Origin of the sequence: Streptomyces sp. NRRL S-646 (assembly GCF_000720765.1) — a bacterium.
Classification (GTDB): Bacteria; Actinomycetota; Actinomycetes; order Streptomycetales; family Streptomycetaceae; genus Streptomyces.
The window spans coordinates 631,058-643,447 of record NZ_JODC01000003.1 but is presented as its reverse complement, the minus strand read 5'-3'; the positions used below and the strand labels follow the sequence as shown (position 1 = coordinate 643,447).

Here is a 12,390-nt window from a genome sequence, read left to right as displayed (position 1 = left end):
GCGCCGCGTAAGCCGCCGCCTGCGAGGCGCAGTTGACCCGCGGGTTCCCGGCGGGCACTCAGGCCTCTGGTTTCTGCAGGACGCCGAACTCGTCCTCGTCGGCGCCGCCCTTCTTCTTGGGGGCTTTCCGTGTGGTGTCGACGACGGTCGCCAGATGTGAGGGGCGAGGTCGAGGTGCCCTGCGAGTTGGCACGGCCGGATCCGCAGGCCGTGGCCGCCATCAGCAACGGAGCTGCGATCACCGTCCCGGGCGCGGCATCGGGACCGTACTCCAGACAGAACAGGGCCGTGGCCTCCGGCTCTTCCGCCCAGGGTGCCGGAGGCAGCGTGTGGAGTGGGAGGGCAGTGCGCATGGCGGAGCGGAGACCGGCGTGGTCCGGGCGTGAGCTGCCGGTGTTCTTCAGGCGGTGGCGCACCGAATGGAAGGACGAGGAGCTCTCCCCGGCCAACTACCTCGACTACGAGGGCGGTCTGCGTTTCGTTCTGGCCGCGGCCTGGCTCTTCTGCCCCGAGACGGTCGAGTACCGCGGTGGTGTGTTCCTCAAGGAGCGCTTCGGCCGGGGGACTGTCGACGGCTGGTTCACAAACCTGGGCGACGACCGGCAACGCATCGAAGCCGTCGTCAACCATGTCGAGTTGTGGGCGACTTTCGGCAACACCCCCCTGACGGACGACGATCGGCTCGGCGAGGAGCTCCCCCAACTCGCCTCGGCGCTGGGCGAGTGCTGGCAGGGCGTCCTGTCCGCGCGCTACCCCGACCGGGAGATCACCGTCGAGGTGAGCGACGAGCAGGACGGCTCCTACGGACCTACTGTGACCTTCTGGACATCTTCGGTCGTCTCGTAGTGATCCGGGTGTCTTCAATTCCAGAAGCCAGGAGGCGATCCTGTCCGCGCATCTTGTCAAACGTTGAACGGACTCCTACAGTCCGGTTGACGTGGGAGTGGGACCGCTCCCACGCCCCATGTCATCCGAGCAATGGAGCCGCGATGTCAGCTGTACTTCTCCGTCCGGGACGCCTGATACCTGCCGCCCTGGCGGCGCTGTCACTGCTTCTCCTGGGGCAGCCGCAAGCCCACGCGGCGTCCTGGGGAGCCCCCCAGACCGTCAACTCGTGGAACACCATCAGCGGACGGTGGACCGCCAACAACGAGCTGGAGACCTACACCCCCGGCTGCGTCTGGTACGAGGGCAACACCCTGGTCATCAAGACCTACAAGTCGGGCAGCACCTACTACTCGGGCCGCGTGGAGTCCAAGGCGCTCTACGGCTACGGCACTTACAGCTTCACCGCGAACATGCCCAACGGCCAGGGCCTCCTGCCTGCCGTATGGGCGGCCTACCTGAATCCGTGGCTGCCCGAGTTCGACGCCGCCGAAATCGTCGGCCAGAACCCGAACACCGTCTACCAGACATCCCATGACACCAGCAACGCCCAGACCCAGTTCTCGAAGACGAATTCCGCGGGCTGGACCAACGCGTACCACAGGTACTCGTTCACCTGGTGGCCCGATCACATCGACTTCGCCGTGGACGGCACCATCACCGGCACCAAGTGGTACACCACTCCTCCGGGTGTCGGGATGCACTTCATCGTCAACACCGCCGTCGGCGGCGACTGGCCGGGCAACCCCAACGACTCGACATGGGCCACAGGAGACGGTGCGAGGTACCTGAAGGTCTCCTCGATCACATACACCCCGTACAACCCGTAGGGATCCTCAGGTCGAACTGCGCAGTGCCGACCACGTGTTGGGGCCGACCTGGCCGTCGACCTCCAGCCCCTTGTCGCTCTGGAAGCTCCGTACCGCCGCGTCGGTGGCCTTGCCGAAGTCTCCGTCGACGCCCGAACTGCCCACGCTGTAGCCCCGCTTGGCCAGCATGCACTGCACCTGTACGACGCGTTGGCCGCGGTCGCCGAGCTGGGTGAGTTCGGTGCCGGAATAGGTGGTGCACTCGGTGAGCCATGGCGGCTTCGCCGGAGCAGGAGTCGACTTCGAGGGGGTGGGGGTCGGGGTGCCGGGGGCCTTGGAGGCGGGGTGGGGAGAGGGGCTGGTGCGGGGGGTGCCTTGCGTGCCGTTGGCGGAAGGGGCGGCGGAGGTGATCCGGTTCTCCTCCGTCGTCCCCTTCTCCTTGTCCTTCCCCTTCTCCTTCGGCTTCTTGGACGCAGAGGAGGGCCCGTCGCCGGACGCGCTGGTCGTGGCAGTCGGGGAGGCTGCGCCGACGGTGCTTGTGATGGTGTCGGAGGACGACGTGCGGGTGAGCAGGAAGGCGGTGAGGGCTACGGCGCACACCGCGAGTACGGCGGTCAGAGCTGCGTACCGCTTCCTGCGAGGCCGGGCGGGTGCGGTCGGCGTTGCCGACGGAGTCACCGGCGGGCCGAAGCCCGGCCCCGCCGCCGGGTACACCACCCGCTGGGTCGGCGTCTGCTGAGCCTGCTCGCCGGGGCTGTTCCGCAGCACGTCGTACGCCTGTTGCCGGGCGAGGAGGCGGCTGCCCAGCGGCTCCTGCCAGGAGGGGGCCCGTCGGTGCGAGGCAGCGGCGTCGATGAGGTGCTGTGGGCCGGGCCGTAGTGCGGGATCCTTGTCGAGGCAGGCTGTCAGCAGGGCGGCCAGGGCTGGGTCGGCGGCCGTCACCTCGGCCATGATCTCGGCGTTCGGCGCCTCGGAGGCGACGCGGTGCAGGACGTCCATGCCGGTGCCGTCGCCGAACGGGGCGTGTCCGGTGAGCGCGTGGACCACGGTGCTCGCGCAGCAGAACACGTCCGAGGCCGTGTCGCAGCGGCCGTCCCTGAGGTACTCCGGGGACATGAAGGCCGGGGTGCCGACCCGGCTGCCGGTGGTCGTGATCGCGCTGGCGTCCACGGCCTGTGCGATGCCGAAGTCGATGACGTGTGCGCCGTGTCGGGTCAGCAGGACGTTCGACGGTTTGAAGTCCCGGTGCACGATCCCTACGGCTGCCAGTGCGCCCAGTGCCCGGCCGAGATCCGCCACCAGCCGCCATGCCCCGGACGGCTCCAGGACGCCGCACTCCCGTACGGCGTCCGCGAGATTGAGGCCGGGCAGATACGCGGTCGCCATCCACAGCAACTCGTTGTCGGCCTCGAAGCCGGTGCCGAAGAGCTCCGGCGTGTACGGCGCGCCCACGCGCGCGTGCACGGTGGCCTCCCGCTCGAACCGCCGCCGGAAGCGCGGATCTTCGGCCAGCTCGGGCCGTACGACCTTCACCGCAGCCAGCCCGGGCGTCCCGTCGCCGTGCCGTGCGAGGTAGACCCGGCCCATCCCGCCGCTGCCGAGCAGCCCCAACGGCACGTACGGGCCGACGCGTACCGGGTCGGTCGGCCGCAGGAGCCTCGCACACGTCTCTGCGAGGGCGGCGTCTGACATGGATCCCCCGACGTGTTCTCTCGCGACCTCGTTCATCCCAACGGGCTCTGTGGCACCGCTGGTTGACGAGAGACTACCGGGTTACGGGGGCGGCAACCGGATCAAGGGCGGCGTAAAAAGAGCCGCGGCCTCCGGCCCTCCCCCGAGGGAGCCGGAGACCGCGGCCGAATGGGGCCCTGTCAGCAGGGGCGCAGGGACCAGATCGGGTCCCAGGTGGCCGTGCCGGCCTGGTACGCCGTGGACGTCCAGCGGACGCTGCCGTTCTGGTTGTAGAACTTGGCGACCGTGCCGGGCGTCTGGTTGTTGGTGAACGGGCCGTCGCCGGTCCAGTTGCTGACGGTCCAGGTCTGGCACTTGTAGAAGTCGAACTTGGTGCCCCTGACGACCATGCACAGATGGCCGTAGCCGCAGTCAAGGTCCTGGGCGCCGAGCTTGCCCTTCGGGGCGCGGGTGAGGGTCAGGCCGTCGTACTTGACCTCGTCGGCGGTGGACTTGAGGGCCTTCGGGTGGCCGGCGAGCACCTGGTCGGCCGTCTGCTGGAGGCTGTTGACGCGGATGCCGTCCGGCGTCGAGGTCACCCGGGTGCCGTCCGGGGTGTCGGCCGCGGTGGCCGCGACCGTGGAGCCGGCGAGCAGGGCGGTGGCCGCGAGGAGCAGCGCGGCGGGCTTGGCGATGTTCATGTTGCTTCCCCCATGAACTCTGGTGGTCGTTCCGCCGTGGCGGAGTGGTACCACCGTGCCGCCGGCGCCCGCCGGCCGGTACCTCGGAAGTCTCAGGGTCACCGACTCCCGGGTGGCGTGTACTCCTTGAGGTACTGGGTGAGCCGCTTGCAGTAGTCGCGGTATTCGGGGGGAATGCCGCGTGCGGCGTTGACCCGCTTGTAGGAGGTCCGGTACGCGGCGGCGATCAGCACCCGCTTGTCGCCGGGCAGGCCGGGGGTCAGGTTCGGCTCGATGTAGCAGAGGTAGTGGCCGAGGGCCGCGATCGAGTCGGGGACGGAGAGGGGCGGCTTGGGCATCGATTTCACCGGCCGGCCGTCGGCCCGGATCCACCAGCGCAGCAGCCTCGGGGTCCAGCGTGCGATGCCGTACTCGTCCTTGCCGGGGTCGGAGAGCTTCGGGTCGAAGTTGCTCTCCGCCTTGAGCATGGCCGCGATGAGCGCGGGCGTGACGTCCGCCTGGTCGCAGCCGTGAGCCGCGTCGACGATCATCGGGCGGTAGTCCGCCGGGATGCCCTGGTCCGTGCGGAGTTCGGCGGAGCCGTAGGTCGCGGGGGTGACCTTCGCGGTGGGGGAGGAGCTCTTGACCTCCGGGGTGCGGCCGCCCGTGTCCGCCCAGGTGCTGATGCCGTAGCCGAGTGCCGCGATCGCGACGGTGGCTGCGGTCGCGCTCGCGATCACCGTCGAACGGCGTCTGAGGCGCGGGAGCCGGCGCGGGCGGTCCGTCCCTGCCGCCTCCGCGACCCGGCGCAGCAGGGCGTCCGTGGCGACGCGGTCGGCGTGGGTGCGGGAGAGGCAGTCCCGGACGATCTGCCGCCAGGCGTCCGGGAGTTCGGGCGAGAGGCGGAGCTCGTCGGTGCCGCGGGCGTAGGCGGCGGCCGCGTCGCGGCGGGCGGTCGGGGTGCCGCCGGGGAGGGGGAAGGAGTCGGTCAGCACCAGATGTGCCAGGACACCGAAGGCCCAGACGTCGGCGGAGGGGCGGATCTGGCGGCCGCGGGTGCCGATCTCCGACCACAGGAGTTCGGGCGGGGTGTAGTCGGGCGTGGAGAAGGCGGGGGTGTACGCGTGCGTGCCTTCCAGCTCCGCCGCCATGTTGAAGTCGGCGAGGCGGGCGGAACCGTCCTTCATCAGCAGGACGTTGGCCGGTTTCAGGTCGCCGTGCACCCAGCCCGCGCGGTGCAGCTGGGCCAGGCCCTCGCAGATCTGCGCGAGCAGCGCCGGACCGGCCGCCGGTCTCGGCGAGTGCGCAAGCAGCGCAGCCAGGGAGCGTTCCGCCTTCTCCAGTACGAGGACGGTGGCGCCGTCCAACGCCGGACGACCGGGGTCGTCGACCGTGAGGGTGTCGTACATCCGGATCAGGCGCGGCTGCTTCAGCCGGCGGTGCAACTCGACCTCGCGGTCGATGAGTTCGCGCAGGTGGGCGAGTTGGCGGGGGGTTCCGGTGCCGGTCGGCAGGAACTTCAGGGCGGCCGTGCGGGGCAGCTCCTCGCCGATGCCGGGGCCGGCCGGGTCGCCTGTGCGGCGGCCCTCGTACACGCTCCCGAAGGCGCCCGTCGCGATCGGCTCCCGTACCTCCCAGACGCCCACCCGGTACCCCTTGGGCACCGGCACGGCGTACGGCTCGGTCACCGGACCGCCCGGCCGGACGAGGAGGCGGCCAGGACCACCAGGTCGTCCTCGCGGACGAGGTCGAAGCGGAGTGCGAGCGAGACCAGCGATTCCTTCTTGCCGTTGAGGCGCGGGCCGGTGTCCGCCTCCTCCGGGCCCGGCTTCAGGCGCAGCTTCACCGCCAGATAGTCGATGTTCCACTGCACCGAAGTGCGGGACGCCGCCGGCCAGTTCGGGCGGAGGCGGTCCACGACCTGGTCCACCGTGGGCAGAGGGGCGTGCGGTTCGCCGCGCAGGCGCGGTTCGCACAGGGCCGCGAGGACCGCGAAGTAGCGCTTGGTGCGGTCGACGGAGAAGGCGGGGGCGGTGGTGGCGCCGTCGAGGCCGCCCTCGGAGTGGAGGTAGTCGTGGCGGGGCGCCCACACCTCGACGGCCAGCAGGTCCCCGGCCGCCGGCAGCACGATCCGCGAGAACTCGAAGGGGACCGGTGCGTCGAGGCGGCCCGGCCCGACCTTCACGTGCTCGCCGGCGCCCTCCGGGTTCTCCACGACGTACGTCTGCTCCCCGCTGAGGTTGCTCAGTATCCAGAAGGCGCCCTGCGCGGTGATCTCACCGGCCCTGCGGGAGACGCCCTTGTGGGGGATCTCCACGTCGCAGTCGGCGCTGCGCCCGAACGTCAGCCGCTCGCCGGGCGCGAGCTTGAGCTGGGTGCGAGTGGACTGGTCCTCCGTGGTCGGCGGAGGTACCACGATGATGCTGTACAAGGTGCGTCTCCCGTGCCTGCCGGCTACCCCACGTCAGAGTAGGGCGACACACCAGGGCCGTGTCCCCCTCGGACGGGGAGACACGGCCCTTGGCGATTTATTGGCGCGAACTGTTCAGTGCCCGCGGGCGGTTCACTGGCGCACGCGGTTGAACCAGGCGTTTCCGTTCGGGTTGCCGGCGAACACGGCGATCAGAATGCCGAGCACCGCGTGGAGGAGGCCCACGACGATGAACGGGTAGAAGCCGAGGATGGCGGTGATGATGCCGAAGATCATGGCCGAGACCCGGACCTTGTTGCCGCCGTCGCTGAACTTCATCGCCAGCACGGCCGCGAACACCGCCCAGAGCAGCGCGAACACCACGATCGCCCACAGCGCGCCGGTCGAGTACTCCTTGAACTTCTCGAAGGAGGCCTCGTCGTCGAGGCTGCCGGCCTGCGTGCTCTGCACCTTCCCGGCGAGGAAGGCGAACAGGCCCACGCCGAGGAGGTTCAGGGGGACGATGATCCACAGCAGCACCCGGCCCGCGCTCACGGTGCCCGGCATCGTCGTCATCACGGGGGCGCCGCCGTAGGGCCCCACCGGGGGAGCCGCGGGGTAGCCGTAGCCCGGCTGCCCGCTCTCTGCCGGGCCGTAGGGGTTGTTCGGGCCGCCGTAACTCATCGGGGGTGTTCCTCCGTCGTGGCGGGAAAGCGTCGTGGCGATCCGCCGTCAAATGGGTGGGGCAGTGGTCAGTTCGTACGGATCACGATCGACGAGCAGATCTTGTCGGCGAACGTCTGGCGCTTGGCGTCCCAGGCCGGCCACAGCCAGCCGAGGTAGCAGGCGAGGCTGTCCAGGAAGTGCGCGAGCCGGCGCACGAAGGCCATGCCGACGCCCAGGGGCTGCCCGTCGACCTCCCGCACCAGGCGGATGCCGACCGCCTGCTTGCCGACCGTCTGACCGGTGCGGCCCTCCCTGATCAGCTGCCAGATCGCCAGGCCGATGAGGGCGAGGTAACCGATGATCGCCACGGCCCAGGTCCTGCTGGCCCCGCCGACGATGACCACGATGTAGGGGACCAGGAAAACGAGCCCGTCGACCAGCGTGCCGAGGAAACGCTGACCCCAGTTCGCGTACGGCGGCTGCATGCCGTAACCCGCCTGCTGCGGGTAGCCGTAGCCGGCCGGGGCCTGCGGCGCCTGCGGGTAGCCGTAGCCCGGCTGCTGCGGCGGCACGCCCTGCGGGGGCTGCTGCGGGTAGCCGTAGGGCTGCTGGGCGCCCTGCTGGGGGTAGCCGTAACCGGGCTGCTGCGGCTGCTGCGGCTGGCCGTAGGGGTTGTTCGGGTCGCCGTAACTCATGGCGGGATTCCTCCGTTGCACACATGGGGACGTTGCGGATTGCCGGAGGAATCACACGATGTGAGCGGTTTGCCCCCCGAACACGAACCGCGATACTGCGCCGTTCATCGTTCTTTACGGCTGCTCGCCTTGTCCAGTGGCATTTCGCATGTGTTGTGCAAGTGCAATCTTGCTGATCATGGCCGTGCCACCGGTACGGCACCCGGATTGGAACCGGGGGGCGGTCATCCGCGAGGATGGGGGCATGACCGCCCAGATTCTCGATGGCAAGGCCACCGCAGCCGAGATCAAGTCCGATCTGACCGCCCGCGTGGCGGCGCTGAAGGAGAAGGGCGTCACGCCCGGCCTCGGCACGATCCTCGTCGGGAACGATCCCGGCAGCCAGAAGTACGTCGCCGGGAAGCACCGCGACTGCGCCGAGGTCGGTATCGCCTCCATCCAGCGCGAGCTGCCGGACACGGCGACGCAGGAGGAGATCGAGGCGGTCGTCCGGGAGCTGAACGAGGACCCGGCGTGCACCGGCTACATCGTGCAGCTGCCGCTGCCCAAGGGCATCGACGAGAACCGGATCCTGGAACTCATGGACCCGGACAAGGACGCCGACGGCCTCCACCCGATGAACCTCGGGCGTCTCGTCCTGAACGAGCCGGCCCCGCTGCCCTGCACTCCGAACGGTGTCCTCACCCTGCTCCGCCGGTACGGCGTCGAGATCAAGGGCGCCGAGGTCGTGGTCGTCGGCCGCGGTGTCACCATCGGCCGCCCGATGCCGCTGCTGCTCACCCGCCGCAGTGAGAACGCGACCGTGACCCAGTGCCACACCGGCACCCGCGACCTGTCGTCGCACCTCAGGCGTGCGGACATCATCGTCGCCGCCGCCGGTTCCGCACACCTGATCCGGCCCGAGGACGTCAAGCCGGGCGCTGCCGTCCTCGACGTCGGTGTCTCGCGCAGCGCCGAGGGCAAGATCGTGGGCGACGTCCACCCGGGCGTCGCGGAGGTCGCCGGCTGGATCTCGCCGAACCCCGGCGGTGTCGGCCCTATGACCCGTGCCCAGCTGCTCGTCAACGTGGTCGAGGCGGCGGAGCGCAGTGCCGGCTGAGGCGAAGCACCCCGAGGGTGCGGCGAAGCGGCCCGAGCGCGCGGTCGACGACCCCGAGCAGCAGGCGGAGGAGACCGTGCGCGACGCGATCAGCGCGCCCGACGCCGAGGGCAGGCCGCGCCGTACGACGCGCCGCTTCCCGCTGTTCACGAAGGACACCGCACGTCCCGAGGGCGGCGGCCGGGCCGCCTCAGGCGACGCCCCGCCGCCGGCCCGGCAGTGGCCGATGCTGCTGGTCCTCGGGGTCGCAGCGGTCGGATTGGCTGTGGTGGCAACGGACGCGTTCCGATACGCGCTCCGAGTCGGTTGCCTGGTTTTCGCCGGAGCGCTGCTGCTCGGTGCGGTGTTGCGATGGGCGCTGCCCCGGGTTGGCATGCTCGCAGTCCGTTCGCGCTTCACCGACATCGTGACGTACGGGGGGATGGGCGTCGGAATCGCTGTGCTGGCGCTGGCGGTTCATCCCGATCCGGTCATCAGACTGCAGTTTGTGCAGAACGTACTGCACTTCACACTCACCTGAGTGCTGCACGGCCAGGTCACTGTGGGGCACCCATGCTGAACCCCGCCGAGCGCGGAGAGGCCCGGCGGGGTTCGGCATGGCACCGTTGGGGAGACGCGCCGCCTTCTTGGAGCGCGAACAGCAGGCTGCTACTCGTTGAAGGTCCTGCTGCGGGCGATCTCTTTGTCGTACCCGGCGCCGTTCCAGTACAGCCTCATCTGGTAGTTGCCGACGATCTCCACGTCGACATTCGTGATCTTGGCGCACCCGCCACCGAATTTGTCGGCTTTCGAGTCCGTTGCGCTCCAGCTGCCGCCGATGGCGGGCTTGTACCAGATCTTGCCGATGATGTACCCGCCGCGGCCCTTGAGGTTGCACACGGTGAAGACATCACCATCATCGTGGAACGTCATGCTCCCCAACCCGTCACGGTCACGGATGGTGATATCCGTGAGGGCCGATGCCGGTGCCATGGAGAGTGTCGTCGCAGCGATGGCGGTGAACGCCAGGATCCCGACTCGCCTACAAAGTGACTTGTTCATGGCAAATGATCTTAGTCGGTCCAGCGGCGGTTGCCTCGTGCAGGGAACCTTTCGCGACGACGGCCCGTCCTCTCCCCCGAGCAAGGACGGGCCGTCGCCGATACCAACCCTCCTGCACGGTGAACGGCCCCTTCAACGCCTGTCAGCGCGCTGTGGCACGGAAGTGACCGTTCCGCGACGCGGGAACCAATGGGCGGCCGGCTTCGTCACCTGCTCAGACCGGGCTGCGCGACCGGGACTCACCAGGGACGCCGAGGAGGTGCGCGATGGGCGGCTGGCAGCCGCTGTCTGACGATCTGCCGCCGGAGGTGCGGCACTTCGTGGAGCAGCTGCGGCTCCTCAAGGACCGGACAGGGCTCAGCCTCGTCTCGCTCGGCGCCCGCACCGCGTACAGCAAGTCCTCCTGGCACCGCTACCTCAACGCCACCCAGCCCCCGCCCCGGCAGGCGGTCGCCGCCCTGTGCCGGATCGCGGGCCTCGCCGACACGGAGGCCGAGCGATTCGTGGTGCGCTGGGAACTGGCGGTGCAGGCCTGGCCGCGTCCGGCGAAACCCGCCGGTGAGGACAGTGCGACCGAGTACGAGGACGATCCCACCCTGCCCTGGTGGGACACGCCCGAGGAGCCCCGACGGCGGCCGGGCGGACGGCTGCTGCTGTATGCCGTACTGCTTCTGCTCCTCATGCTGGTGATCGCGGTCGTGGGTGCCCTCGCGCTCGGGTGAGTTGCCCTTGGGCGGGGTGAATACGCCCGTGACGGGCGAGGTTGTCCGTGTGTGTCTGCGGTGTCGATGTATTGACAAGTTTGCGGATTTGACACGGGGTTGTTCGACAAGGGCCCTAGTGTGGGCGGGTCCGGCCGGGCGGCGGAGGGGGCCGCCGGTGGGACACTGGTCCACGGCCGGGCGGGCGTGCAACGGTGCATGCCGAACGGCCCCGAACGCTCCCGTGCGCCCCCATCCCGGGAACTGAGATCCTTACTGGGCGCATCCCTGTGGGTAGCCAGAACGGGCACCACGCGCGGGGGAACGCGAGGAATACCAGCACCAACCGGGGGGAAGAGGGGGGAAGCAATGCCTCGTTGGAGGGCCTTGCCGGACGAACTCGATCCGCAGGTCAGGGAGTTCGCGAGCCAGCTGCGCCGGCTCGTGGACCGCAGTGGCCTGAGCATCGCGTCGGTGGCCGACCGCACGGGCTACAGCAAGACGTCCTGGGAGCGGTATCTGAACGGCCGGCTGCTCGCGCCCAAGGGCGCGATCGTGGCGCTGGCCGAGGTCACCGGTACCAACCCGATCCATCTGACGACCATGTGGGAGCTCGCCGAGCGTGCCTGGAGCCGTTCGGAGATGCGCCACGACATGACCATGGAGGCCATCCGTATCTCCCAGGCGCGCGCCGCGCTCGGTGAGTTCGGGGCGTCTCCCGCCAATGCCAAGGCAGGCGGCAAGGCGAGCAGCAAGGGCGGCACGACGGCCCGCAGGTCCGGCAGCGCGACGGCGACGCCGGGCATCGCGGGACCGGCGGGAGTGGCACCGACGGTGCCGCCGCAGCCGGTGGGCCCGGATGTGCGGGACGCGGCGGCCGCGGTGCGGGAGAGCGGCGCATCGCCCTCCGCGGATGCGCCGGAGAGCTCCTCCGGCGCCAACTCCTGGGGGCTGGCCGGGTACAAGGGCCCGTCGCCGTCCGGTGCGCGCACTCCCGGGGCCGCGGCTCCGGCGCCGCAGTCGGCGGCCGGCGGTCACGGCTGGACGCCTGAGACGCCGAGTCCGTCCGGTGAGCCGCCACAGGGGCCGCGGCCCGGTGGGGGCTCCTCCTCGGGCGGTGGCAGGCGGAAGCTGACGATGTTCCTCACCGGTCTCGTCGGTGTACTGGTCGTGATAGCGGCCGTGTTCTACCTGACCGACAACGGCTCGGGCAAGAAGAACGAGGGCGGCGCCTCGCCGTCCCCGTCCGTCAGCGCCCGGTCCGATCTGCCGGCCGGTGTGAAGTGCAGCGGCGCCTCCTGCACCGGCAAGGACGCGGAGGCGATGGGCTGCACCACGGACGCCGCCTCGGTCACGACCGCCAAGACCGCCGTCGTCGGCACGTCCACGGTCGAGGTGCGGTACAGCAAGACGTGCGGTGCGGCGTGGGGTCGTATCACCCAGGCCACCCAGGGGGATTCCGTCCAGGTGACCGCCGGAAAGGCCAAGGAGAGCGACAGCATCACGGCCACCGGGGACAACATCGCCTACACGCCGATGGTCGCCGTGAAGGACGCGGGGGAGGCGAAGGCGTGCGCGACGCTGGCGTCCGGGCAGAAGGGATGCACGCCGTAGCGGCGTCGTAGAAGAAGGAGGCGGCCGCCCGTCGTCCGGGAGAGGGGGGACTGGGCGGCCGCCGTGGGGGGACCGACCGTGCCGGACTCCCGTGGGGGTACGGTTCGCGTGCCCGGGAT

General features: G+C 70.1%; 14 protein-coding genes. 6 read left to right on the top strand and 8 right to left on the bottom strand.

The window, feature by feature from the left end; genetic code table 11:
• Positions 1–58: 58 nt before the first annotated feature.
• Positions 59–193 carry a hypothetical protein gene (locus tag IH68_RS59100; RefSeq protein WP_267883717.1) on the bottom strand — a complete coding sequence of 45 codons (135 nt, stop codon included), beginning with the start codon at positions 191–193 and terminating at the stop codon, positions 59–61.
• A gap of 158 nt (positions 194–351) precedes the next feature.
• Here IH68_RS59100 and IH68_RS0107365 point away from each other — a divergent pair, with 158 nt between their 5' ends.
• Complete coding sequence (locus IH68_RS0107365; protein WP_030930198.1) at positions 352–846, top strand: hypothetical protein; 495 nt, start codon at positions 352–354, stop codon at positions 844–846.
• Between the two features lie 143 nt (positions 847–989).
• On the top strand, positions 990–1,715 hold the full coding sequence (locus IH68_RS0107360) for a glycoside hydrolase family 16 protein (protein WP_030930196.1): 726 nt from the start codon (positions 990–992) through the stop codon (positions 1,713–1,715).
• A gap of 6 nt (positions 1,716–1,721) precedes the next feature.
• Here IH68_RS0107360 and IH68_RS0107355 read toward each other — a convergent pair whose 3' ends face one another.
• The 6 genes from IH68_RS0107355 to IH68_RS0107330 all read right to left on the bottom strand — a co-directional run bounded on the left by IH68_RS0107355 (position 1,722) and on the right by IH68_RS0107330 (position 7,816).
• Positions 1,722–3,386 (bottom strand): serine/threonine-protein kinase, encoded by a 1,665-nt coding sequence (locus IH68_RS0107355; RefSeq protein WP_037884601.1) that lies wholly within the window; start codon positions 3,384–3,386, stop codon positions 1,722–1,724.
• A 179-nt stretch (positions 3,387–3,565) separates the two neighbouring features.
• On the bottom strand, positions 3,566–4,066 hold the full coding sequence (locus IH68_RS0107350; protein ID WP_030930194.1) for a hypothetical protein: 501 nt from the start codon (positions 4,064–4,066) through the stop codon (positions 3,566–3,568).
• A 98-nt stretch (positions 4,067–4,164) separates the two neighbouring features.
• On the bottom strand, positions 4,165–5,733 hold the full coding sequence (locus IH68_RS0107345; protein ID WP_030930193.1) for a serine/threonine-protein kinase: 1,569 nt from the start codon (positions 5,731–5,733) through the stop codon (positions 4,165–4,167).
• Positions 5,730–6,476, bottom strand: a complete 747-nt coding sequence (locus tag IH68_RS0107340) for an FHA domain-containing protein (protein ID WP_030930192.1) — start codon at positions 6,474–6,476, stop codon at positions 5,730–5,732. The genes IH68_RS0107345 and IH68_RS0107340 overlap by 4 nt, the downstream gene beginning before the upstream one ends.
• A 132-nt stretch (positions 6,477–6,608) precedes the next feature.
• Positions 6,609–7,139 (bottom strand): hypothetical protein, encoded by a 531-nt coding sequence (locus tag IH68_RS0107335; protein WP_030930191.1) that lies wholly within the window; start codon positions 7,137–7,139, stop codon positions 6,609–6,611.
• A 68-nt stretch (positions 7,140–7,207) separates the two neighbouring features.
• Positions 7,208–7,816: an RDD family protein gene (locus IH68_RS0107330; protein ID WP_030930190.1), complete on the bottom strand. Its 609-nt coding sequence runs from the start codon at positions 7,814–7,816 to the stop codon at positions 7,208–7,210.
• Positions 7,817–8,060: 244 nt separating this feature from the next.
• Here IH68_RS0107330 and IH68_RS0107325 point away from each other — a divergent pair, with 244 nt between their 5' ends.
• Both IH68_RS0107325 and IH68_RS0107320 read left to right on the top strand, forming a co-directional pair.
• Complete coding sequence (locus tag IH68_RS0107325; RefSeq protein ID WP_030930189.1) at positions 8,061–8,915, top strand: bifunctional methylenetetrahydrofolate dehydrogenase/methenyltetrahydrofolate cyclohydrolase; 855 nt, start codon at positions 8,061–8,063, stop codon at positions 8,913–8,915.
• On the top strand, positions 8,905–9,435 hold the full coding sequence (locus IH68_RS0107320) for a DUF3017 domain-containing protein (RefSeq protein WP_030930188.1): 531 nt from the start codon (positions 8,905–8,907) through the stop codon (positions 9,433–9,435). Before IH68_RS0107325 ends, IH68_RS0107320 begins: the two co-directional genes overlap by 11 nt.
• A gap of 128 nt (positions 9,436–9,563) precedes the next feature.
• On the opposite strand, the gene IH68_RS0107315 is transcribed toward IH68_RS0107320, so the two are convergent.
• Positions 9,564–9,956, bottom strand: coding sequence for a hypothetical protein (locus IH68_RS0107315; protein ID WP_159403652.1), 393 nt, complete (start codon positions 9,954–9,956; stop codon positions 9,564–9,566).
• Positions 9,957–10,222: 266 nt separating this feature from the next.
• On the opposite strand from IH68_RS0107315, the gene IH68_RS0107310 reads away from it, so the two are divergent.
• Both IH68_RS0107310 and IH68_RS0107305 read left to right on the top strand, forming a co-directional pair.
• Positions 10,223–10,678 (top strand): helix-turn-helix domain-containing protein, encoded by a 456-nt coding sequence (locus IH68_RS0107310; RefSeq protein WP_030930185.1) that lies wholly within the window; start codon positions 10,223–10,225, stop codon positions 10,676–10,678.
• A gap of 366 nt (positions 10,679–11,044) precedes the next feature.
• Positions 11,045–12,271, top strand: coding sequence for a helix-turn-helix domain-containing protein (locus IH68_RS0107305; RefSeq protein ID WP_037884599.1), 1,227 nt, complete (start codon positions 11,045–11,047; stop codon positions 12,269–12,271).
• Positions 12,272–12,390 lie beyond the last annotated feature (119 nt).

Excerpts from the sequence above, each read along its gene's own strand:
- IH68_RS0107365 (WP_030930198.1), top strand. The coding sequence starts at position 352 with ATGGCGGAGCGGAGACCGGCGTGGTCCGGGCGTGAGCTGCCGGTGTTC.
- IH68_RS0107360 (WP_030930196.1), top strand. The coding sequence starts at position 990 with ATGTCAGCTGTACTTCTCCGTCCGGGACGCCTGATACCTGCCGCCCTG.
- IH68_RS0107355 (WP_037884601.1), bottom strand. The coding sequence starts at position 3,386 with ATGTCAGACGCCGCCCTCGCAGAGACGTGTGCGAGGCTCCTGCGGCCG.
- IH68_RS0107350 (WP_030930194.1), bottom strand. The coding sequence starts at position 4,066 with ATGAACATCGCCAAGCCCGCCGCGCTGCTCCTCGCGGCCACCGCCCTG.
- IH68_RS0107335 (WP_030930191.1), bottom strand. The coding sequence starts at position 7,139 with ATGAGTTACGGCGGCCCGAACAACCCCTACGGCCCGGCAGAGAGCGGG.
- IH68_RS0107330 (WP_030930190.1), bottom strand. The coding sequence starts at position 7,816 with ATGAGTTACGGCGACCCGAACAACCCCTACGGCCAGCCGCAGCAGCCG.
- IH68_RS0107325 (WP_030930189.1), top strand. The coding sequence starts at position 8,061 with ATGACCGCCCAGATTCTCGATGGCAAGGCCACCGCAGCCGAGATCAAG.
- IH68_RS0107315 (WP_159403652.1), bottom strand. The coding sequence starts at position 9,956 with ATGAACAAGTCACTTTGTAGGCGAGTCGGGATCCTGGCGTTCACCGCC.
- IH68_RS0107310 (WP_030930185.1), top strand. The coding sequence starts at position 10,223 with ATGGGCGGCTGGCAGCCGCTGTCTGACGATCTGCCGCCGGAGGTGCGG.